The sequence below is a fragment of the Calothrix sp. NIES-2100 genome (assembly GCF_963875285.1).
Taxonomy (GTDB): domain Bacteria; phylum Cyanobacteriota; class Cyanobacteriia; order Cyanobacteriales; family Nostocaceae; genus Aulosira.
This window is the reverse complement of the sequence record NZ_CAWNLA010000001.1, coordinates 9,288,280-9,311,043: the sequence shown is the minus strand read 5'-3', so window position 1 is coordinate 9,311,043 and position 22,764 is coordinate 9,288,280. Positions and strand designations below refer to the sequence as shown.

At 40.8% G+C, this 22,764-nt stretch carries 17 protein-coding genes; 11 read left to right on the top strand and 6 right to left on the bottom strand.

Annotation, left to right across the window (positions count from 1 at the left end; translation table 11 throughout):
- The first annotated feature begins 5 nt into the window (after positions 1–5).
- On the top strand, positions 6–1,031 hold the full coding sequence (locus tag AACU32_RS37940; protein WP_096607382.1) for a chemotaxis protein CheW: 1,026 nt from the start codon (positions 6–8) through the stop codon (positions 1,029–1,031).
- A gap of 439 nt (positions 1,032–1,470) precedes the next feature.
- Here AACU32_RS37940 and AACU32_RS37935 read toward each other — a convergent pair whose 3' ends face one another.
- Positions 1,471–1,986 carry a hypothetical protein gene (locus AACU32_RS37935; RefSeq protein WP_096607381.1) on the bottom strand — a complete coding sequence of 172 codons (516 nt, stop codon included), beginning with the start codon at positions 1,984–1,986 and terminating at the stop codon, positions 1,471–1,473.
- Positions 1,987–2,414: 428 nt separating this feature from the next.
- On the opposite strand from AACU32_RS37935, the gene AACU32_RS37930 reads away from it, so the two are divergent.
- The gene (locus AACU32_RS37930) at positions 2,415–2,888 is read left to right on the top strand and encodes a hypothetical protein (RefSeq protein WP_096607380.1); all 474 of its coding nucleotides are present in this window, start codon (positions 2,415–2,417) and stop codon (positions 2,886–2,888) included.
- 4 nt (positions 2,889–2,892) lie between these two features.
- Here AACU32_RS37930 and AACU32_RS37925 read toward each other — a convergent pair whose 3' ends face one another.
- Together AACU32_RS37925 and AACU32_RS37920 are read right to left on the bottom strand one after the other, a co-directional pair.
- Positions 2,893–3,966 (bottom strand): ATP-dependent 6-phosphofructokinase, encoded by a 1,074-nt coding sequence (locus AACU32_RS37925; protein WP_096607379.1) that lies wholly within the window; start codon positions 3,964–3,966, stop codon positions 2,893–2,895.
- Between the two features lie 10 nt (positions 3,967–3,976).
- Positions 3,977–4,171, bottom strand: coding sequence for a DUF2949 domain-containing protein (locus AACU32_RS37920; RefSeq protein ID WP_096607378.1), 195 nt, complete (start codon positions 4,169–4,171; stop codon positions 3,977–3,979).
- Positions 4,172–5,330: 1,159 nt separating this feature from the next.
- Here AACU32_RS37920 and AACU32_RS37915 point away from each other — a divergent pair.
- Positions 5,331–7,967, top strand: a complete 2,637-nt coding sequence (locus tag AACU32_RS37915; RefSeq protein ID WP_096607377.1) for a DUF4114 domain-containing protein — start codon at positions 5,331–5,333, stop codon at positions 7,965–7,967.
- 353 nt (positions 7,968–8,320) lie between these two features.
- On the opposite strand, the gene AACU32_RS37910 is transcribed toward AACU32_RS37915, so the two are convergent.
- Positions 8,321–8,644 carry a hypothetical protein gene (locus AACU32_RS37910; protein ID WP_339378603.1) on the bottom strand — a complete coding sequence of 108 codons (324 nt, stop codon included), beginning with the start codon at positions 8,642–8,644 and terminating at the stop codon, positions 8,321–8,323.
- An 852-nt stretch (positions 8,645–9,496) separates the two neighbouring features.
- Between AACU32_RS37910 and hoxU the strand changes: the two genes are divergently transcribed.
- The 3 genes from hoxU (at position 9,497) to AACU32_RS37895 (ending at position 12,350) form a co-directional block, all read left to right on the top strand.
- Positions 9,497–10,213, top strand: coding sequence for a bidirectional hydrogenase complex protein HoxU (gene hoxU / locus AACU32_RS37905; protein WP_096607375.1), 717 nt, complete (start codon positions 9,497–9,499; stop codon positions 10,211–10,213).
- 75 nt (positions 10,214–10,288) lie between these two features.
- The gene (locus AACU32_RS37900; protein WP_096607374.1) at positions 10,289–10,834 is read left to right on the top strand and encodes an oxidoreductase; all 546 of its coding nucleotides are present in this window, start codon (positions 10,289–10,291) and stop codon (positions 10,832–10,834) included.
- A gap of 64 nt (positions 10,835–10,898) precedes the next feature.
- Positions 10,899–12,350: a nickel-dependent hydrogenase large subunit gene (locus tag AACU32_RS37895; RefSeq protein ID WP_096607373.1), complete on the top strand. Its 1,452-nt coding sequence runs from the start codon at positions 10,899–10,901 to the stop codon at positions 12,348–12,350.
- Between the two features lie 11 nt (positions 12,351–12,361).
- On the opposite strand, the gene AACU32_RS37890 is transcribed toward AACU32_RS37895, so the two are convergent.
- Positions 12,362–13,792, bottom strand: coding sequence for a sensor histidine kinase (locus AACU32_RS37890; RefSeq protein WP_096607372.1), 1,431 nt, complete (start codon positions 13,790–13,792; stop codon positions 12,362–12,364).
- A 392-nt stretch (positions 13,793–14,184) separates the two neighbouring features.
- On the opposite strand from AACU32_RS37890, the gene AACU32_RS37885 reads away from it, so the two are divergent.
- From AACU32_RS37885 to AACU32_RS37865, 5 genes are all read left to right on the top strand, one after another.
- Entirely contained in the window at positions 14,185–14,619 is a 435-nt protein-coding gene (locus AACU32_RS37885) for a hydrogenase maturation protease (protein ID WP_096607371.1), read from the top strand.
- Between the two features lie 118 nt (positions 14,620–14,737).
- Positions 14,738–15,607: a DUF4231 domain-containing protein gene (locus tag AACU32_RS37880; protein WP_096607370.1), complete on the top strand. Its 870-nt coding sequence runs from the start codon at positions 14,738–14,740 to the stop codon at positions 15,605–15,607.
- 197 nt (positions 15,608–15,804) lie between these two features.
- Complete coding sequence (locus AACU32_RS37875) at positions 15,805–18,603, top strand: bifunctional acetate--CoA ligase family protein/GNAT family N-acetyltransferase (RefSeq protein ID WP_096607369.1); 2,799 nt, start codon at positions 15,805–15,807, stop codon at positions 18,601–18,603.
- Positions 18,604–18,933: 330 nt separating this feature from the next.
- Entirely contained in the window at positions 18,934–19,677 is a 744-nt protein-coding gene (locus tag AACU32_RS37870; RefSeq protein WP_096607368.1) for a Uma2 family endonuclease, read from the top strand.
- Between the two features lie 149 nt (positions 19,678–19,826).
- Positions 19,827–20,390 carry a Uma2 family endonuclease gene (locus tag AACU32_RS37865; RefSeq protein WP_096607367.1) on the top strand — a complete coding sequence of 188 codons (564 nt, stop codon included), beginning with the start codon at positions 19,827–19,829 and terminating at the stop codon, positions 20,388–20,390.
- A gap of 137 nt (positions 20,391–20,527) precedes the next feature.
- Here the strand turns inward: AACU32_RS37865 and mgtE are convergent, their stop codons facing one another.
- Complete coding sequence (gene mgtE / locus AACU32_RS37860; RefSeq protein WP_445223209.1) at positions 20,528–21,919, bottom strand: magnesium transporter; 1,392 nt, start codon at positions 21,917–21,919, stop codon at positions 20,528–20,530.
- Between the last annotated feature and the right edge of the window lie 845 nt (positions 21,920–22,764).

The following is a 22,764-nucleotide window of genomic DNA, read 5'->3' as shown; positions in this document are numbered from 1 at the left end:
TTGCTATGCTTAACACTCCCTTTCCGTTTAAGCGATTATCTGGCGCTGTGAGCGAGCGCGACTCATTACGAGTCGTTGTTTTTGCGATCGCAGACTATTTATTTGCGCTGCCAGTTGGTGCAGTTCTCAAGGTGATTGCTTGTCCTCCTATTAGGAGTACGGTTGAAAGTGGTATCGGGATGGTTGATTTGGGAGCGCAAACCATCACAATTGTAGACTTGCGCCAGAAGTTCATTTCGCAAGTACAAGCCCAACAGGCGCACCAAGTTCCCTCTGCGGTTGACACTTCAGGGCGTTTCTTACTTCTGACTCAAACACGGACTGGAGAAATTTGTGGCATTCCTGTAGACAAGCCTCCTGCCTTAATCGATATTCCTTTGTCAGCTGTACGCCCGGTGCCGTGGTCTTATCGGCAAGTGGCGGAGTTAAACTTTGTTAGCCATATGGCTGTCTTGTCTGTGGCACCAAACGAGGAACCACTCACAGTACTTCTTCTAGGCATGAGCCAGATATTAACTAACAAGTTGGAGTTGTTCGGAACAACCCCAACCTTGGCTCCTGGACTGACATCAAGCGAACAACGGCAAAGATTTCTGCGTTTTTCTTTGGGAAATCAAGGAAATGGATTACTACCATTCCACTCAGTACTGGACATTCTTCATGTCGCTACCCAAGAAATTTCCCCAGCCCCATCCTTACCAAGTTGGATTTTAGGATTCTATCCTTGGCAAGGACAGATGCTGCGGCTGGTTGACTTAGAACAATTGCTTGGTTATGCACCGCTTTTTAAGCGGCAGTCACGACCAGAAAAGCCAATGGTTCTGGTTCTCGATCTGCAAAATCAGGTAGTTGGGTTTTTGGTCGCTCATATCTTAGATGTAGAATGGCAGGATTTACAGCAAGCACAATCAGCACCAACCGACTTTTCCCCCAACAAACTGCTAAATTTTGTTCGAGGTATTCTGCCAGGCGATCGCTGGATTTTAGACACCAGAGCGATCGCCCAGACATTGCAATGGCAAACCTACTGATTTAACTTGATGCTGCCAAGGAGTTTTCCGTCACGATCGCCACCTTAAACCCTGATTTTGAAACCCAGCCTGTTGATAATCAAATCCAGATAGAAGAAATTTTGGCTCATGTGGCTGTGATCAAAGCAGTCTTTCAATCTGCTAAGGGAATAGTAGCTCCACCTGCTCAACATCTGTCATCGCCTCCCCAAAAGCTTGAATCCTTCGATCGCTCACAGTTACTAATGCCAGAATGAGCCAAGATCATAAACAGACTTTGGACAAAAAAATTGGAAGTCCCCAATATCGCGGAAATGTTGGGTTTCGTTCCTCAAACGCCACTTGCACGACTGCCGGTAAACCCGTAAGGGCGCAGGGCTGCCCCAACCTACAATTTATCTAGGGTAGGGAAATCCTACCCGAATAAATGCATCTAACAGATTCTTGTTTTTAATCGTTATTACGCCCCGGTAGGTTCTGTATAACCTTGAATATTTTCCGGTTCAAACTGACGCAACACACGAGTAGCTTGGCGAGTTAATTCTTCCGTACCCTTAACCACAATCAAATACTTACCTGCATTCAAACGATTACGATAAGGTAAAGCATCGCCACTGCCTTCAGTTAAACCTACAGCACCACCAACAAAGTAAGCACCTAAAACACCAGAAATAGCACCCAAAAGTCCAGCAAGAATGTGATTACCAAAAGCATTAAACGTCGGGAATATTTCAATTCCTGTGAGAAAGTTAAAAGTATAACCTGCGAGAAATCCTAAAGGTACAAGCCAGTAAATTAGACGTTTGGCTCCTTTACGAGCTTGTTTTTCCGGGTTAATTAACCCATACTCATCAGCACTTTTATAGCCACTGCCTAAAATGTCAATTTGGTTATCAGGTAAGCCTTCTTTTTCTAGCGCTGAATAAGCTGCTTCAGCTTGCATCCGGTCTGGTAAAACTGCCACAATATAATTCATAAATTACCTCAACTTATTGCTGAATGAAAATCGATTGAGGGTTGAAGAAGTAGCATAATTAATCCCACCAATACGAATGATAGGCTAACCCAAAGCAAAACTAGATTCAGTCGCATCTTTCTTTCCTATTTGATTTATACTGGACAATAAAAAATTGCCCAGTCGCTATTTAGGCAACTCAATAACACCTTATTTATTGCAGAGTAAACAATATAAAATATCAAAACCTCTTCCTTAAGGCTCAATAATTTGTACATGCAAATAGCCAGTAGTAGCAAGTAGGGTGTGTGATGCCGCAGGCTCACGCACCAAAAATCTCAGATGGCGATATATTATTTTTCTGTTTCCGTCTTCAGCCAAAAGATGTTTTATATATCAAACTAAAAGTATAATTGATTTTAGTTAATTGATTTGGAGGTTAATTAACTGTGTGGTTTTGGGAAGAAGACTCGATTGAATACGAAATATTTAAGCAATACGAAAGAGCGTTAGTAGCCGTCGGTGTGAATTTTTCCTTGGAGGAAGTCCAAAATGCTCTAGAAATTTGTTCCTCTGGTTTAGAAAATGCCTTGAGAAGAACAATTGAGTATGTACTGTGGTTGCATGAGCATCAAAGAGAGATTTTTCCCAATGCAATTTTAATTCGAGCCTTGCAAGAACAATGGCAGCCTGTAGCATGGCGTGATGAATACTTGGAACTACCAATGTTGCAATCGTCAGGACAAAGGTGGTGGAATGCTGCTGCAAAAATGTGGGGACAAGATTTACGTAATCGCCTGGTAGCTGATGTATTTTATGATAACGGTCAAGAATTTATTAAATTTACCAATGGCAAAGAATTAGTAGTGGAAACTGCATGGCGTTGGGAATGGGAACGGGTACTAAAATATGCAACTAGTTAGTAATTCATTTGGAGAAATTCCCAATATAAATACCAAGCGATCGCGCTGTTTCTACGAGATAATTATTTGGGTCTACCAGTGACGGACTTTTAGCTAATACCGCTTCTAAAGGAACTGCGACAACTTCCCCATTTTGCCAAGCTACCATTTCTCCCGATTTGCCCCCAGCAATTAAATCTACCGCAGCTTTACCAAAAGCGGTAGCTACCAACCTGTCTAAAGCTGAAGGAATACCACCGCGTTGAATATGACCTAAAACTGAAGCGCGAATATCAATTGTGTCATGGCTGCAATTGCTGAGTTCATCAGCAATCAACTGTCCAATACCGCAGGATAGTTTTTCACAAGATGCATAATTAGCTGAATCTTCGGGAATATGAGCGCCTTCTGCTACTACTACAATGGCAAATCTTCGTCCCCAGCGATCGCGTAATTCTGCTAGATGTTGACAAGTATCCTTAATAGTATAGGGAATTTCTGGAATCAAAATTACATCCGCACCGCCTGCAATCCCAGAATGCAGCGCTAAATGTCCGGCTGTGCGTCCCATTACCTCAACAATCATCACGCGATCGTGACTAGCAGCGGTAAAAGTGAGACGATTGAGAGCATCCACAACTGTATTTACAGCAGTATCAAAGCCTACGACTCTTTCTGTCAGCGCCACATCATTATCTATAGTCTTAGGAATCGCAATAAACTGCCAATTGCCCTTTTGTTGCAATTGGTTAAGAATTCCTAAACTACCATCCCCTCCAATTCCAATCAAAGCATCCAGTTCTAAAGCCTGGTAGCCCGCCATAATCTCATCCACATGAGCGAGAGTATCACCTTTATTGATACTACCGAGGATAGTACCGCCCATGCTTAATAAAGGATCTATCCCACGTAAATCTAAACCGTGGAGAGAAAGCGGAACCGCTTTGATTTCCAGCAAACCTCTGGTAGCATAAGGAATCCCCACTACTTGCCAGCCATAGGTAAGCGTAGCATGGCTGACAACCGCGCGAATCACCGTATTCAGTCCCGGACAGTCGCCGCCACTGGTAAGAATACCCAATCGTTTTTGTGTGGTCATAGCACTTGAGCTAAAACACTCTATTTAACCAATCAAAAATTTCATCCAGCTGGTTTAAAGTCACCAGCCCATATTGCCAAAGAATCATGGGTAACAAACTAGGGTTTTGTTCAGGATGTCGCAACGCCAGTTGCAATCCATCATCTGGAATTGCCAAATCTTCTTGCAAAAAATGCAGGAATTTTGCCAGTCTTTTGGTATCCATTGTAGTTACCCCCTGTTTTGGCTATAGGAAGAGGTTAGGTGAAAAATCTGAGGAACTTGTGAGGATTGGATATTGATAATTACAGGCGATCTTAGCGCATACAAATTTGAATACTAATAAGATTTACGCAAGATGTCACCGAAAACTTGATTCTTGCGTAGCGTTCATTGGTGTCAACTTGAGCTTCAAACGCTGATTTCACAGACATTTTACCCCACCCCCAACCCCCAATATTAAAAGTTTTTCCTGATCTTCCCCCTCTCCACCTTAAGCGCAAGCGATACCTACTAAGGCGGGCTACGCCGGAGCAACGCCTGGACTTTTGGTCATGTTTTAGTCGAGTACTAGACTAAAAACCTCACAATTGAACAACTCCGAGGGCGATTTAATTACTAACCTCAGATGTCGATTGCTAAATAAATTTTCTGCGTAGACAAATTAATATCCAAACTAACACATGATGCAATTATGATGCAATTATTATGTTAGAGAATGTGTTAAAAGTCCTCTCCTGCGTAGCAAAAAATTATAGATCCCCCTAAATACCCCTTTCCAAGGGGGACTTTGAGAAATTTCCCCCCTTTTTAAGGGGGGCTAGGGGGGATCAGCAAATACCTAAAATCACAGCAAACAACTTTTCAAACAACCTCTTATATATTCTCCGGTGTCAGATTGATCATCCAGGCTGATAGTCTGATACGGATAAATTTTCCAAGCCTGTAAGTACGCGGCATTTATATGGTCAATTACTGGCATAATTTTAGATTGAATGTATTAGATAATGTTGCATATATTCAACAAAACGTGTTATTTCGCCAAAACAGTGCTTGATATTTCTACTTACCTGAAAAAGGCTAAATCAAGGGGATTTGAAAGGCATCTCATCGAGTATTTGTATTAGCGATCGCTCATATGTAAAAAATTGACTTGACTTTGATGAAGAGCAGGTAAAGTTTTCCATGTAGATGAGCTTTAAACTATAGTAACAAAATAATTATTTAATTTTGTCTTAATTATTTTATGAAGTTAGCCTTCAAATAACAAATAAATTTCTTGAATCAAACTTTATATAAAAAAACGTATAAATACAGTTAGCTTTTCAGTATCAGAAGCTACAAAATGTCATGTAAAGGTTTGTAAAAAATCAGAGCCAAAAAACATGACGACAATTTCTCACTTGAATAACGGAATTTTTACTGTTGATGCAACAGGTAAAGTCAGCGTCGATTTTCTTTATGATGGTGGGCAGAAGAAAGGAGAGATAGCCATCTTCAGCCTTGAAGGTATGGAAAATCTAGAGGTAGGTTCCACAGCCTTTATTCAGGAAGCTACTAGACGCGCTCTCAGTAATTCTAGTTCTGGTTATGTAGTGGTAAGAGATGAGATTGATCGCGCTCGGTTCACCAATCTCAATGATGAATTAGCCTGGGAAAAAGATTATAACGGCGGTATTTATCAAGGAACGCAAAAGTTCCAGATGGTGGCTGGAACTAAGTTTGCGATGATGTTAGTTTCAGACACCACAGTTGCTAATATTGCACAAACTTCCTCTCCTAGCACCAGCAACGTTCTGTTTTCTTTCGGTTCAGTCGATTCAACAGGACAAGTTTCCAGTCAAATTGCAGACATCACAGGTAAAGGAAATACCTTCGGTTGGGAAGATATTAATACTTTAAACTCAAACGTAACCGATCGCGATTTCAACGATATGGTAGTTCAGGTGTTGGGCGCAACAGCCATCGCACCCAGTTTCCAAGATTCCATTTACTCTAATCGCAACTGGTTAAATACCAATGTTGGCAAAGAATTAACACAATATGCTAACCGTCCTCAGTTTAATACAGGTACTTTCATAGTCGATGGTACAGGCCAAGTTCAACTTGACTATCTCTATGATGGCGGTTGGTATCAAGGAGAAGTAGCTGTATTTAGTCTCAAAGGTATGGACAAATACCAAGCAGACTCCTTAGAGTTTCGCCAAGAAGCTATAGCGCGTGCTTTAAGTAACTCCACACAAGGTCATATCTTCATCAACGATGCCACAGAAGGGGCACGTTTTACCCAGAATAATGCTAGTTGGGAAGATAACTTCGGTGGTGGTAATTACCAAGGCGTTAAGTCTTTTAAGATGGGCGCTGGGGATGAAGTAGCATTTATGCTAGTGCAAAATACCACCTTTGATGAAGTTTATAGCAAACCCTCCATTACTTCTGAGTGGGGTAAGGATGTTATTTTCTCTACCAATCAAAGACAGATAGTTGCAGTAGATAATAATGGGACGATAGCATTTGAAGATAACAGCGTTAGTGCTGGTAAGGCTGACCAAGATTTCAATGACCTGATTTTCCAAGCCAAAGGACTCAAAAGCAATAACACCAACAGCATCAACACAGAAATTAATTCCGGCAGAGATTGGCGAACCACTACTAGTGGACAAGAATTACTCAAATATACTAGCCAATCTACATATACCGAAGGAGTATTTCAAGTTGGTGAAACTGGTCAAGTAACCTTTGATTTTCTTTACGATGGCGGCTGGTATCAAGGAGAGATGGCTGTATTTAGCCTCGCAGGAATGGAAAATTACCAAGCTGGTTCTGAGGCTTTTATTCAAGAAGCAGCTCAGCGCGCTCTCAGCAATTCTAAATTAGGTTACGTCTTATCTGACGACTCTTCAGAAGGAGCGCGTTTCACTGAAAAAATGCCTTGGGAAGATAATTTTAATTCGGGAAATTATCGAGGAATGACAACTTTTGAGATGAATCCAGGAGATAAATTTGCCTTTATGTTTGTCCCTCATACTAATGTTGAGGAAATCAAAAATGCTCCGTGGCTCAGTAAAGACAGCCAGATGTGGCAATATGGTAAACTCCCTCTCTTTTCCATCCCCGAAGCTAATCCTAATATGGCTGTCGGACAAGTTGTAGATGTAGATGGTAACGGAACTTTTGCCTTTGAGGATATTCCCACTGGTTCTAGTACTTCCGATCGCGATTACAACGATTTTGTTTTCCAAGTCAAAGGTGCTAAAGGAATTGTTCAGTCAATTGATAATTTCTCCAACTTTGAGAAGGATTGGCGCAAAACCAATGTAGGACAACAATTACTTGAATATTCTAACCGGGGACTGTTTGATGAAGGAGTTTTTGTTGCTAATCAAACTGGCCAAGTTAAAATCAACTTCCTCTACGATGGCGGTTATTATAACCAAGGGGAAGTCGGTATCTTTAGCCTGCAAGGAATGGATATGTATAAAACCGGCTCTACAGCTTTCATGACAGAAGCAGTGCGCCGTGCTAATAGCAATACTTCCAGTGGCTACGTTGTGGTTCAAGATCCTCAAGAAGGGGCGCGTTTCACGGACAACGCTAACATTCTCAACTGGGAAACTAATTTTAATAATGGCTCGTATAAGGGCGAGAAAATTTATCAGATGCAAGGGGGAGATACTTTTGGTTTTGTTTTTGCAGCCAATGGAACTCTTAATGATGCTTTGACTGGACAAGGTGGGACAAGTAACAAACTTTTCTTCTCGATGTCGGCTGCTAATTTAAACAATACTGTACAAGTAGCAGACTTCTTTACAGGATCTAAAGGCGCGGTTATCGGTTTTGAAGATGTAGCTATTGATAGTGGTTCTAATCGCGACTACAACGATTTTGTGATTAGTCTAGGCGGAATTAAGACTGTCGGTGTCTCCAATATCCAAGATGTCATGGCTTACAACCGCAATTGGGTGAATACAGCAGTTGGAACTGAGATTACTAACTACTTTAATAATATGACTTTAGTTTAAGCATCTGTGTTGTGTTCTAGATTTGTGGTATGAGAATTGTTTGGTTTGTTATCAGGTTCGACTAATCTCTTAAATGGTCTCAAATGTGCAATACCAAATACTATCTGCATCAAACAATAGCAAGGTGAGTAATTTCGGAGTTAGGGCTAAAATCCTAACTCTGAAATACACAAAAAGGCAAAGTTTAATTTTCTGTGCTAAACGCGAACTGCCTCCTGCCCTCTGCCTTTTCTTAATGATAAATATTCACGCCGCGTTACTTAAATAAAAACTGCTCTTGCTGAATGTATAATCAAGAGCAGTTTTTATTTAAAATATTATGTTTGATAATTAGTGATACCCAAAATAAAAATTTAGGCATCTTCCATTTCAAATTGAGCCACCGTAACAGCGTTAAATGCAAAAGCAAATACTAATGGCATAGGGCACTTAAACAAAACGGTAGACAAGATAGCTACAACTGTGCCAATTATTGCTGAGATCGACCACAATCTTTCTTCAGAAGTTAGTCCCTTTTCAGCTTTAATCAATCGGAGGACGTCTACTGGAATTGGTTCAGGCATTACACCGCCTGGAGGAAAAGCCCAGTAGTTATTGCGCCGCTCGACAAATAAGTCTGTCCAGCCATTTTCTAGGCACCATGCCTCAATCCATTCGATAGCGTAATGATTCATCATCGGGTTGCTAGTGTAATTTGTTGAATTGGCGTAGTTTTCTGAATATAAATACTTATTAGAATCGAGAGTAGCTGTCTAACTGCTATTAACTGAAGGCTACTTTTCCAATTAAATACAGCTTGATCGGCAGTTGAAACCCATATATCAATAAACTCAAACAATTCTTAGGTTAATTACAAGGCTAACAGCCTATTGAGGCTGGTTAAATCAAAATACAATAAACTTAACCAGAAGCTAAATAAGTAAAGTAATGTAAATAAGTTGCTGGATAATAGCTGGAATCTAAAATAGACCTAAAAAAAATATATATGCTAAAAATCTATTTTTTAAGTCAAGAATTGTAAACAATATGTAGTTATGCCAATAGTGCAAGATAGCCACGATCCCATAAATTCGAGAATGTTTTCTCACATGCAGTTTTCTGGTATTCAGTTATCTGCTTGTAGGTAGATTTTGGCGATCGCCTAGAAAATGTAACCAAATATAAAGCGATCGTCTGTTAATATTTCTTAATTCTTGCCACCAATTCCCCTAGTGGACATCCAATTTTTTTAATACCCAATAAATTTGTAGTGCGAGCGTCTCGGAAGCTAATGTTCATTCATCAAGCAAGATGCTCGCACTACAGAATATAGGTAATTTATCAAAAAAGTGAAGGTTCAAACCTCGCCCCTTCTTCAAAAGCGAGCAAGATGCTCGCACTACGGAATATGGGTAATTTATTTTTTGTAAGTCCCTAGAAGCCCCATAGCTTCATCGCCTGTCATCTTCACAAGTTCCTCAAACTCTTTGTCTATAACTCAAGGGGGGACTTCCAGAAGCTAAAGGCAATTCTGATTGAGGCTAGGAGCAATGTCTGTAAAAACTTTAACAATCAACGACAACCTTATTAGCGCTCGTGAGGAGGAAACTATTCTTGAAGCAGCTCAGGAAGCTGGTATTCATATACCGACGTTGTGTCATTTAAACGGAGTATCAGATGTTGGTGCTTGTCGTCTTTGCTTAGTAGAAATTGCTGGTACTAATAAACTCCTACCTGCTTGTGTGACTAAAGTAGGGGAAGGAATGGAAGTTACAACCCATAGCGATCGCTTACAAAAATATCGTCGCACAATTATTGAAATGCTATTTGCAGAAGGTAATCACGTTTGTTCTGTCTGCGTAGCTAATGGTAATTGTGAATTGCAAGATCTGGCAATCGAGATGGGTATGGATCATGTACGTCTAAGTTATCATTTCCCCAACCGCAAAGTCGATGTTTCTCACGATCGCTTTGGTGTCGATCATAACCGTTGTGTGCTTTGTACCCGTTGCGTCCGTGTCTGCGATGAAATTGAAGGTGCGCATACTTGGGACATGGCGGGGAGAGGAACAAAATCTCATGTCATTACAGATTTAAATCAACCTTGGGGAACCTCAGATACTTGTACTTCCTGCGGTAAATGCGTTAATGCTTGCCCAACAGGTGCGCTTTTTTACCAAGGTTCCAGCGTCGGTGAAATGAAACGCGATCGCGAAAAACTCGATTTTTTAGTGACAGCAAGAGAAAAGAAGCAATGGAATCTTTAGTTGACGGTTGACGGTTGACTGTTGACAAATGACAAATGACAAATGACAAATGACAAATGACAAATAAGAATTATTATGGCTCGTTTAAAATTAGCAACGGTGTGGCTGGGTGGATGTTCTGGGTGTCACATGTCCTTTTTAGATTTGGATGAATGGCTGATTGATTTAGCCCAGCAGGTGGATATAGTTTACAGTCCTTTAGCTGATATTAAGGAATATCCCCAAGGTGTAGATGTGGTATTAGTTGAAGGTGCGATCGCTAATGAAGAACATTTAGAAATGATTCGCACAGTGAGAGAGCGATCGCAAATTTTAATTTCCTTTGGAGATTGTGCTGTTACAGGTAATGTGACTGCTTTGCGCAATCCTTTAGGTAAGGCCGAATCTGTGCTTCAGAGTTGTTATATTGAAGCCGCCGATATCTACGGGCAAATTCCCCAAGCACCAGGCATTGTACCGCCCTTATTAGATAGGGTACAACAAGTGCATAAAGTCGTACCAGTTGATATTTATTTACTCGGTTGTCCACCTTCAGCAACTCGAATTCGTGCTGTTTTAGAACCAATATTACAAGGCAAAAAACCCCAATTAGAAGGACGTGAATTTATTAAGTATGGGTAATTTGTCAACCGTCAACCGTCAACCGTCAACATTTCCCCTACCCTGTATCTTTACTAAAATAACTATGTCTGAAAAAATCATTATCGACCCAGTGACGCGGATTGAAGGACACGCCAAAATCTCTATTTATTTAGATGATAGCGGACAAGTCAGCGATGCTCGGTTTCATGTTACCGAATTTCGCGGATTTGAAAAATTTTGTGAAGGTCGTCCTTTTTGGGAAATGCCAGGAATTACGGCGCGGGTTTGTGGTATTTGTCCAGTAAGTCACTTATTGGCTTCAGCAAAAGCAGGCGATCGCCTTTTATCAGTTACAATTCCTCAAGCCGCAGAAAAACTGCGTCGCCTGATGAATTTGGGGCAAATTGTTCAATCTCATGCTTTGAGTTTCTTTCACCTCAGCGCCCCAGATTTCCTATTAGGAATGGATAGCGATCCGCAAAAACGCAATGTATTTGGATTAATTGCAGCTGAACCAGAACTAGCCCGTGGCGGAATTCGCTTGCGTCAATTTGGACAAGAAATTATTGAAATATTAGGCGGAAAGAAAATTCACCCATCCTGGGCTGTTCCTGGTGGTGTACGCGAACCCTTAACAGAAGCAGGACGCACCCACATTCAAAAACGCATTCCCGAAGCGCGAAACACAACTATAAATGCAATAAGTACATTTAAACAAATACTAAATGATTATCAAAAAGAAGCGCAAACATTTGGGAATTTTCCCAGTTTATTTATGGGGTTAGTCACACCAGAAGGTTTATGGGAAAATTACGACGGACATCTTCGCTTTGTAGATAGTGCAGGTAATATTATTGCCGATAAACTTGATGCTAGTCGCTATCACGAATTTATTGGTGAAGCAGTGCAACCAGACTCATATTTAAAATCTCCCTACTATCGTCCTTTAGGACATCCAGAAAAAGATGGTCATTGTAGTTTGGATAGTGGTATATATCGAGTAGGCCCACTAGCACGGCTGAATGTTTGCAGCCATATTGGTACACCGCTAGCTGATGCTGAATTGCGGGAATTTAGAGATAGAGGTAAAGGCACAGTTACCTCATCATTTTTCTATCATTATGCTAGATTGATTGAAATTTTGGCATCAATAGAACGAATTGAAATTTTACTTGACGATCCAGATATTCTATCAACTAGACTGCGGGCTGATGCGGGGATTAACCAATTAGAAAGTGTCGGTGTAAGCGAAGCACCACGCGGCACATTATTTCATTTTTATCAAATTGATGAAGATGGATTAATTCAGAAAGCTAATTTAATCATTGCCACAGGTCAGAATAATTTAGCCATGAATCGCACCGTGGCTCAAATTGCCAGACATTTTATTCATGGGCCAGAAATTCCTGAAGGAATGTTAAACCGTGTTGAAGCGGGAATTCGAGCTTTTGATCCTTGTTTAAGTTGTTCGACTCATGCAGTCGGACAAATGCCATTACATGTTGAATTAGTCGGGGTAGATGGTACGGTTATGAATGAAGTTTGGCGGGATTAAAACCTTGGCAATTATTCGGGAAAATTATATCTAATTGGTAGAATAATCGTAAATTCACTACCTTTAGCAACTTCAGAATTTAGGGTAATTTTACCTTTATGTTTATCAATAATTTTATATGCAACCGCCAGCCCTAAACCTGTACCTTTACCCACAGGCTTAGTAGTGAAAAATGGGTCAAATATTTTGCTTTGAATTTCAGGTGGTATTCCTGAACCGTTATCTCGAATTTGGATGCAAATTTTATCTTGTGTAAGTTTTTTAGTTTCAATGACAATTTGCTTATGAATTAACGACTCCTGACTTAGAACAGCATCAACAGCATTGCTCAAAATATGCATAAAAACTTGGTTGAGTAATGCCGGAAAACACTTGATTCGCGGTAATTCACCATATTTTTTGATAATTTCTATCTGGTTGAGTAACCTAGAATTAAGAATTAATAGTGTACTCTCAATACCTGAGTGTAAATCAACTTCCTTGACTTCGGATTCATCTAAACGCGAAAAATTACGCAGCGATAAAACAATTTTACTAATACGCTCCGTACCATTATTCATCGATGAAATAATCTTTTCTAAATCTTTGATAATAAACTCTAAATCAATATTTTTAATTAATTTTTTAATTTCTGGTGTAGATTCAGGATAATTATGTTGATAAAGATTTACCAAAGAAATTAAATCTTCAATATATTGTTTGATATGGGGCAAATTTCCATAAATAAAGCTCACTGGGTTATTAATTTCGTGGGCAATACCAGCTACTATTTCACCTAAACTCGCCATTTTTTCGGACTGAATTAACTGATTTTGGGTTTGCTGTAGCTCATCTAATGCTTGTTGTAATTTTTGTGTTTGAGCTATTAAAAAAGCGTTAAAACTCCAAAATAAAATCCCAAGCGCTCCAGCTGCTAAGAGTAAAGCAACTATAATGCCTATGTCAGACATTTGATCGGCATTATTCTTTTCATAAACATATAAATTACTCAAGCGATTAATTTCATCGCTGAGACTGTTGAAGGTAGGATCTACCTCATCTTCATCAACCTGGATTGCTAATTCAATCTGTTTTGTTAAAATTAAATTTAACTCTTTATCTAATGCTTTATTGTATTGTTTATATAGTTCGATTAGTTGTGTTAAATTTTCATAATTTAATTTATAGTTATTTAAACTAATAATTATTTCAGATACATATTTTCGCCGATTCTTTATCTCTTGAACTAATTCAGGCTCTATCTCCTTTGTGGCAATAGCCTCCCATTCCAGAGCGCTGATGTGGTTTAATTCTCTAGATATTTTGAGCAGTAAAACTTCTGCCTTGTAGCTTTTGTCAGCCCATCTTTGTAATGTCAATATATTAGCGGCAGTAATTATTGCAATCCCTAGAGAAACAACTAAAACTGTCCAGCTTGGAAGGCGAAACTTGGGTTTACTCATATTTTGCTATAAAATCTCAGATAAGAATCATTAATACCATTAGACTCATATAAACCTCGTCCATTTTGAAACCTGGAGTAGTGTGGAACGGAAAGCCCGCTACGATGCGCAGGGAGCAAGATGCTCCCACTACTTTTAAAACTATGGTTCTCAAAATAGATGTGGTTTATATAAATAAATTTCCCAAAATTTTTACTTTAATCACAGTTTGTTGATTTTTTTCGGATTCAACTTAATTTTTAATATCAGACTATCTAAAATTTTGAGCGATACTGAATTAAGTATTGACAAATCATGAGTTAAAGCAGTTATGATTCCTGCTGAGCTATTTTTTCACAACTTCTTCCAATTTGTGATTTAACTTCACAATAGAATCAGCAGAGTGAAAAACAATGAGCAATATTGTAGCTATCGGTTACGGTAATGACTTACGGAGTGATGATGGTATCGGACAACGGGTAGCGAATACGTTACAGTTATCAAATGTGAAATCTTTGGCTGTCCACCAACTCACCCCTGAACTAGCAGAAATTTTAGCAAGTGCAGATTTAGCCATTTTTATCGATGCTTGTTTAACTAGCGAAAGTTCCGAAGTGCAAGTGCGATCGCTTGCTCCTGACTCTAGTGGTAATATCAGTGGACATATAGCCGATCCGCGATCGCTTTTAGCCCTCACACAAGTCCTTTACGGCTATTGTCCAACCGCTTGGTGGGTGATTGTTCCTGGAGAAAATTTTAACATAGGCGATCGCTTATCACCCACTGCGGAAACTGGAATTGCGATCGCTCTCGAAAAAATCGCCCAAATTATCCACTTTCGCCCATAACATCAGCTAAAAATCTTGGACAATTAAATATTCATTGTATATATTTAGGTTATTGAGCTTGCTAAGTATTATAGTATACTTAGCTACTTCGCTCTCATAACTAATTGAGTACTAGCCAATGACTTCTTCAGAAATTGCAAATATCAACAATAGAGTAGCGCTTTCTCACCCTGAAACTATCACTTCTTCTACTAGTTCAAAAAACTTGTATCCCTTCAAAGTAATTCAGTATTTTTTACTGACTTCCTGTGTTGGCTCTAGCATCGTTTTTCTGGGTTTTCGCGATAGTCAACAAGCTGTAATTATTGGCATAGTTGCTCTCACTATTGCAATTTTTCTCTACTTGATCAACAAAGAAGTACTGCAAGCTTCTCAACAGGCTGCAAAACAATCTGATATCAGTAAAAAAGCCGAACTCTATAGCTATCTCCTAGCAAATAATAGCGAATTGTATAAAACCACAATCACACCAGCTAGAGAAAAGGCTTTGCAGTATTGCCAAGATTTGATTGATGATTACAAGCGGACACGTAATCTCGCCAGAAATCTTTATTATATTTTGCAGATTTCCACTGTGATTTTATCAGGAGTCACACCAATTTTAGTTTTGGTAGACAAATTAGAAACAGGACAACCTTGGTTGAAGTGGTTACCCGTAATCTGTCCAGCAATTGCCTCGATAGTTGCAAGTATTGTCACATCTTTTCCTTTTCAGAAAAATTCGGTTGCTGCTAACACAGCCGTTGAATTATTAGAAGCTGAACAAGAAAAGTTTATTTTGGGAATTACTCCGCTTTATCGTTCTAACAATTTGTCTTCTGAAACAGAACAGTTGCAAACAGCTAACCAGATCATCGAAAATTTTGTTGTGCAAGTGAATAACATTCATCTCCAGCAAGTACAACAAACAAGTGAGCAATCCTCAGAGAAAAAAGATACTTCACCAGCGAATGAACAAAACAAAGAAGCCACAAATGAGGAAAAGTGAGCTAAAATTCATAAATCATTTGTGAACAGCAATAACCCCGGTTTATCATAGAAACCGGGGTTAGGTTTTTTGTGGGCTTTTCCACAAGAGGTAAAAAGTTAAATATCCTCACAACTTCCTCAACAATGTTTCCTACCCTCATAATGTCTTGGTGAGAATCCATAAAAGACGCTGTCCCATTAGCGAGGTTTAGCACAATGCAAACCCCCAATATCCCTAATATATTTAAAACAGATCCCACCTCCGACATCCTCCGTACCGAGCGCCAGCCCCTCAGTTCTATTTTTGCGCCGACAACGGTGGCTGTAATTGGTGCTAGTGACTCGCCTGGGAGTGTAGGCCGTACCTTGCTGTGGAATTTAATCAGCAATCCCTTTGGCGGTACGGTATTTCCTGTGAACCCTAAACATCACAGTGTTCTGGGTATTAAGAGCTACACAAATATTGCCGAAGTACCGGACGAGGTAGATTTGGCAATTATTGCCACCCCTGCCCCGACAGTACCGAAAATTGTGCGGGAATGCGTAGCAGCCGGGGTCAAAAGTGCGGTAATCGTGTCTGCTGGATTCAAAGAAATTGGTGCCTCTGGCATCGAACTGGAGCAGCAAATTTTACATGAAGCCCGTCTCGGCAAACTCAGGATTATCGGCCCCAATTGCTTGGGTGTGATGAATCCCCATACAGGATTAAATGCTACCTTCGCCAGTACAATGGCACGTCCGGGGAAAGTCGGCTTTATCAGCCAAAGTGGCGCTCTTTGCACGTCTATTCTCGACTGGAGTTTGCGCGAGAATGTAGGGTTTAGCGCCTTTATGTCCATCGGCTCGATGTTAGATGTCGGTTGGGGCGACTTAATTTACTATCTTGGTGATGACCCCCACACCCAAAGTATTGTCATTTACATGGAATCCATTGGGGATGCGCGATCATTCCTCTCTGCTGCCCGTGAGGTAGCTTTGACCAAGCCGATTATTGTCATTAAAGCAGGTCGAACTGAAGCCGCCGCTAAAGCCTCAGCTTCCCATACCGGAGCCTTGACTGGTAGCGATGAAGTACTTAATGCTGCCTTCAGGCGCACTGGGGTACTGAGAGTTACTGAGATTTCGGAACTATTTTACATGGCGGAGGTATTAGCAAAACAGCCCCGCCCCAAAGGCCCACGCCTGACCATGATTACCAACGCCGGCGGCCCGGGAGTCCTAGCAACTGATTTTCTGATTACCACCGGGGGAGAACTGGCAGAACTCGCACCAGAGACGATCGCTTCCCTCAACCAAACTTTGCCACCTTACTGGAGTCATAGCAACCCCATTGATATTTTGGGAGATGCCGATCCAGAACGCTACAGCAAAACCTTGGAGATTGCCGCCAAAGACCCGAACAGTGATGGTCTCCTTTTGATACTCACTCCCCAGGCAATGACCGATCCCACCCAAACTGCTGAAAAATTGAAATCTGTAATTGAAAAGGGACAGGTTCCTTCAGGCAAACCGATTCTGGCAACTTGGATGGGCGGTGCTGAGGTGATGGCAGGGCAAGAAATTCTTAATCGTGCAAGCATTCCTACCTTTTCCTACCCGGATGCTGCTGCCCGTGTATTTACTTATATGTGGCAGTCTAGCTATAACCTACGCGGCATTTACGAAACTCCCATATTACCAGCAGAAGAAGATGGTATACCTAACCGCAACCTGGTAGACAAAATAATTACCACAGCCCATCAAGCAGGGCGAACCATTCTCACAGAGACAGAATCCAAGCAAATCCTTGCAGCATACGGTATCCCAGCGCTACAAGCCTGCATCGCCGCCACAGAAGACGAAGCCGTTGGCTGTGCAGATTCCCTTGGTTATCCCGTAGTCCTAAAACTTTTATCGAAGACTATCACCCACAAAACTGATGTGGGCGGTGTCCAGTTAAATCTCATGGATGGGGAAGCTGTGCGCTGGGCGTATCGCAATATTAAAACATCTGTTACCGAAAAAGTAGGGATAGAACACTTTTTCGGGGTAACAGTGCAGCCAATGATTAACCTCAATGGTGGCTATGAATTAATTATTGGTAGCAGCTTGGATGCACAATTTGGGCCAGTACTGCTATTTGGCGCAGGGGGACAATTAGTGGAGGTGTTGAGAGATAGAGCGATCGCACTTCCACCCCTAAACACTACCTTAGCTCGGCGGATGATGGAACAAACGCAAATTTACAAAGCTCTCAAAGGCGTGAGAGGACGCGCACCTGTAGATTTAGCAGCCTTAGAACAGGTATTGGTGCGATTTTCGCAATTAATCGGAGAACAGCCCTGGATTAAGGAAATTGATATCAATCCCTTGTGGGCGCGATTTGAGGGTAGGGGTAAAGAAGAAGACAAAGGAACTGCGTCTTCCTCATTACTAGCTCTAGATGCGCGGATCGTCCTCCACCCAGCGGAACTAACAGAAGAGCAATTGCCAAAACTAGCGATTCGCCCCTATCCAACACAATACATCACACCTTGGACACTCAAAGATGGCTCATCGATTACCATCCGTCCCATCCGTCCCGAAGATGAGCCGTTAATTGTGCAGTTCCATCAAACACTCTCAGAGGAAAGCGTCTATTTTCGTTACTTCCATTTGCTTAAGCTGAGTCAACGAATCGCCCACGAACGGATGACGCGGATATGTTTTATTGACTACGATCGCGAAATGGCATTAGTTGCTGATTATAAAAACCCCACAACAGGAAACCATGAAATTCTCGCCGTCGGTCGCTTGAGTCAGATGCATGGCTTCAAAGAAGCGGAATTTGCCTTATTAGTTAGCGATCCCTACCAACGCTTGGGGTTAGGTACAAACATCTTACGCCAACTGTTGGACATCGGTCGTCATGAACACATTCAGCGCATCACTGCTGACATTCTGCCAGATAATGTTGCGATGCAACGAGTCTGTGAAAAAGTTGGCTTTCGTCTCCATCGCAGCGCTGATTTAGTGCAAGCGGCAATTGATTTGTAATACCTATTCACAAAAGTTCTCTTACACATAGATTTGTCTTCAGGGCATAGCATTCCTATGCCCTTAACCATGTATTTATATGATTATTAAAGTGAAATAAGTAGCTCAATATAATTAAACGTCAAATGTCATTACGAGCGAAACGCAGTGTAGCGAAGTAATCGCCAGGAATCTATTTTACGTTTTTCAAAGTTGACCTACTTAGTATTAAGCTAAAATACCGATCAAGTTTGCATATTGACTATTAAATGTTTAACGCAGTGACAGGTCAACACAAAGACGCAAAAAAGCTAAAATAAACCCATTAACACATGATGCCGTTGGAATTTTATGGGCATTACGCAAGAATTAGATTCAACTGAAAGCATCTCTGAAGAAGTGATCTTTCCCCCTGGTGATTTATATAGTGACGAGCCTCCCTTGGAAACAGAACTACATCTAGAGCAGATCATGCTCTTACTCAAATGTCTAAAATGGCTGTGGCGAGACAGAAATGATTTTTACGCTGCGGGAAACTTGACCATCTACTACAGCCCCCGTCAACGTAAATCAGAGCAATTTAGAGGGCCAGATTTTTTTGTTGTGTTGGGAACTGAACGTAAAACTCGTAAAAGTTGGGTAGTGTGGGAAGAAGAGGGGAAATATCCCAATGTAATTGTCGAAATTCTGTCAGAATCAACAGCGGATACTGATAAAGGATTTAAAAAAGAACTTTACCAAGATACCTTCCGCACACCCGATTATTTTTGGTTTGACCCATATACATTAGAATTTGCCGGATTTCATTTATTAGATGGTGAGTATCAACCTCTACAAGTTAATGAACTAGGACATTTGTGGAGTCAGCAGCTAGGGTTATATCTGGGAATTTATCAGGGACTATTGCGGTTTTTTACACCAGAAGGGCAATTATTGCCGACACCAGAAGAAGCAGCAGAACAGGCAGAACAAAGACTTGAACAGGCAGAACAAAGACTTGAACAGGCAGAACAAAGGGCACAACAAGAAGCTCAAAAAGCCGAACGGTTGGCTGCCAAACTGCGGGAGTTAAATATCAACCCAGATACAATTTAAATAATTACTAATTCGTAATGACGCTCGTTCCTCGCTACCGCTTCGCTAACGTAATTCGTAATTATTGGTGAAACAGTTTTGCATAATAAGTGATGAAGCAAACTTGAGAAAACGATAAAATACTGATAATCCTCCCACCTGAAGCGGCAATGGTTCAAACTCCGACTAAACCTTTGACCCTGGAAGAATTTCTCCAGATCCCAGAAACTAAACCCGCCAGCGAATTCATCAACGGTCAGATTATTCAAAAGCCTATGCCCCAAGGAAAACACAGCACGGTTCAGGGAGATCTGGTATCATCTGTCAACACAGTGCTAAAACCAAACCGGATCGCTCGCGCCTATCCAGAATTACGCTGCACCTTTGGTGGTAGATCGCTTGTTCCCGATGTGACAGTTTTTACTTTGGAACGCATTCCCCGCGATGAGAATGGCAAAGTGTCCAACACGTTCTCGATCGCGCCTGACTGGACAATTGAAATCCTTTCCCCCGATCAAAGCCAAACTAAAGTCGTTCGCAACATCCTCCATTGTCTGGCGCATGGTACGCAGATGGGTTGGTTGATTGACCCAGAAGAAGAACTGGTGTTTGTCTATTTTGCCGATCGCACTCTCGCAGTTTTTGAAGAACAAAGCGATCGCATACCCGTCCCACCTTTTGCTGAGTCCTTTCATCTTTCCATTGGTCAACTCTTCAGTTGGCTAAGTGAATAATTTAATAACCTAACTTGGTAGACAAGGGAGACAAATGACAAATGACAAATGACAAATGACAAATGACAAATGACAAATGACAAATGACAAATGACAAATGACAAATGACAAATGACAAATGACAAATGACAACTGACTCATAACTGTAAAATCACCCGCGCCAAATTAAAGTAAATCAAAACGCCAAGTACATCGACAGCTGTGGTAATAAACGGCGCTGACATCAATGCTGGATCGAGGCGGAGGAAGCGAAATAAAAACGGTAGCGCAGAACCGGAAATCGAAGCTAATACAGAAATTGCTACTAAACTAGTGCCAACAGCGATCGCTACTTCTAATCTTCCTTGGAGGAAATAAGCCCAGACAGTGGCGATTGTGCCTAACATGACTCCCAATAATGCACCCGCGATCGCTTCTCTGACAATCACCTGTAATGGCCCCAATAATCTAATTTCTTCGGTGTTCATCCCACGAATCACGACTGTAGAAGATTGTGCCCCAACATTGCCACCAGTACCAGTCAGCAAGGGAATAAAAGCTGTAAGTGTTACTACTTTTGTCAAAATATCTTCTTGGGATTTAATAATTGTTCCCGTAACTGTATTTGTGATCAATAAAACAAATAACCATACAACCCGTTTGCGTGCAACTTCCAGTAAATTCATCTGAAAATAATTGTCGCCACCTGACTGCACACCACCACCCAAGGCGTAGATATCTTCTGTAGTTTCCTCTTGCAGAATATCTATAACATCATCCACAGTAATAATACCGACAAGGCGCTGTTCTCGATCCACTACAGGCACAGCCAAAAAGTCATATCTTTGAATTAATCTGGCAACTTCTTCTTGGTCTGTATCGGTGTGGACAAACACCACATCACGGGTCATGATCTCACCAATTAATTCTTCAGGTTGAGATATTACCAACTCCCGCAATGACACAATCCCTGTCAATCGTCTGGCTGTATCGGTGACGTAAAGATAATAAATGATTTCACTGGCTTTAGCTAAGCGGCGAATTCGCTCTAGGGCTTGATATACCGTAAAATTTTCTTTGAGCGAAATTAATTCTGGGGTCATAATTCGCCCAGATGTACCGGCTTCATAACCCAAGAGTTGGGCTGTAGCTGTGCGTTCTGCGGGACTGAGTTGTTCTAGGAGGCGATTAACAACTTTTGCTGGGAGTTCGTCAAATAACCTCGCTCGATCGTCTGGCGACATTTTATCAACGATGTCTCGAACTTCTTGGCTTCTGAGTTCCTCAATTAGTCGTTCTTGAATACTATAGTCGAGATATTCATAAACTGCGATCGCTTCATCCTTAGAAAGCAAGCGAAAAGCTAAAGCGTGCATTGCTTCTGGTAAACCTTCAATCGCCTCAGCAATGTCCGCCGGTTGTACAGGTACGAGAATCGCTTTTGCGCCACGTAAATCCCCCTGTTCTAACAGCATTTGTAGCTGAATTCTCACTAAATCTCGCAATTCTCTCCGCGACATATCCGGGAGACTAGAGGATAAATTATTCATTTCTGTCACAAATTACACTTTCCTCCGGCAGTTTGAACAAGGTGGCTACACAATATAGGAATCCGCTTTGATAATTAAATTTATCTGTCTATGCAGGGAACCCTTAACATGGAAATATACGGAGTTTTGGTCAAAAATCAAATAGGACTCCTAATATAATTGCATTAACTTTATATAGATAATATTTTTCCTAAAATATATCGGTTTTCATTTCCATTAAATACGAAACCCTAGCTCCTAGTCCCTAGCCCAAGCGCCGCTTTTCTTTGCTAAGGTGGATTGAAATCAACCGAGAAGCGCTATATATCTAATCTTTTAATTGCCTCAGCAAGGCAGTTCTACAGGAAAATTCTTTCATAGCCATGCATAAAATGTAAAGGCACAAGAGTTCAACATAGTTGTCTGATTGACAAATACAGATTTTTAAATTTTGTGAGTAATGATTGGTTAATATCAAGCTGTTTAGATACAAAAGTTATTATCCTACTTGATGCCACTCAAAATATAACCCTAAATTTAGGTGCGCCTCATCAAATTATTAGTGAGTGAGTCACAGTCTTTACATTTATTCATAAAATCAAAGCTGACTTATATGTGTAGCACCACAAGATGCATTTTTTGTGAGAAAATTATTTAATTTTTTGCTAAAAATCTACTGTTTATCTTGGTTTATCTTAATAGATAATTTATGCATGAAAATGCAATGATTTGCTTTGATTGCCTTATCTATAGTATGCATATTAGTTTCTTATAATACTGATCCAGTGATAATTGGAACCTTGTCAAAGCTGGAAATTACCTCAATAGATTACACGCTTCATAATTTGTAATTTATCTGCAAATTT

Coding starts and splice junctions, on each gene's coding strand:
- AACU32_RS37940 (WP_096607382.1), top strand. CDS start 6: ATGCTTAACACTCCCTTTCCGTTTAAGCGATTATCTGGCGCTGTGAGC.
- AACU32_RS37935 (WP_096607381.1), bottom strand. CDS start 1,986: ATGAATTATATTGTGGCAGTTTTACCAGACCGGATGCAAGCTGAAGCA.
- AACU32_RS37925 (WP_096607379.1), bottom strand. CDS start 3,966: ATGACCACACAAAAACGATTGGGTATTCTTACCAGTGGCGGCGACTGT.
- AACU32_RS37920 (WP_096607378.1), bottom strand. CDS start 4,171: ATGGATACCAAAAGACTGGCAAAATTCCTGCATTTTTTGCAAGAAGAT.
- AACU32_RS37915 (WP_096607377.1), top strand. CDS start 5,331: ATGACGACAATTTCTCACTTGAATAACGGAATTTTTACTGTTGATGCA.
- AACU32_RS37910 (WP_339378603.1), bottom strand. CDS start 8,644: ATGATGAATCATTACGCTATCGAATGGATTGAGGCATGGTGCCTAGAA.
- hoxU (WP_096607375.1), top strand. CDS start 9,497: ATGTCTGTAAAAACTTTAACAATCAACGACAACCTTATTAGCGCTCGT.
- AACU32_RS37900 (WP_096607374.1), top strand. CDS start 10,289: ATGGCTCGTTTAAAATTAGCAACGGTGTGGCTGGGTGGATGTTCTGGG.
- AACU32_RS37895 (WP_096607373.1), top strand. CDS start 10,899: ATGTCTGAAAAAATCATTATCGACCCAGTGACGCGGATTGAAGGACAC.
- AACU32_RS37890 (WP_096607372.1), bottom strand. CDS start 13,792: ATGAGTAAACCCAAGTTTCGCCTTCCAAGCTGGACAGTTTTAGTTGTT.
- AACU32_RS37885 (WP_096607371.1), top strand. CDS start 14,185: ATGAGCAATATTGTAGCTATCGGTTACGGTAATGACTTACGGAGTGAT.
- AACU32_RS37880 (WP_096607370.1), top strand. CDS start 14,738: ATGACTTCTTCAGAAATTGCAAATATCAACAATAGAGTAGCGCTTTCT.
- AACU32_RS37875 (WP_096607369.1), top strand. CDS start 15,805: ATGCAAACCCCCAATATCCCTAATATATTTAAAACAGATCCCACCTCC.
- AACU32_RS37870 (WP_096607368.1), top strand. CDS start 18,934: ATGGGCATTACGCAAGAATTAGATTCAACTGAAAGCATCTCTGAAGAA.
- AACU32_RS37865 (WP_096607367.1), top strand. CDS start 19,827: ATGGTTCAAACTCCGACTAAACCTTTGACCCTGGAAGAATTTCTCCAG.
- mgtE (WP_445223209.1), bottom strand. CDS start 21,919: ATGAATAATTTATCCTCTAGTCTCCCGGATATGTCGCGGAGAGAATTG.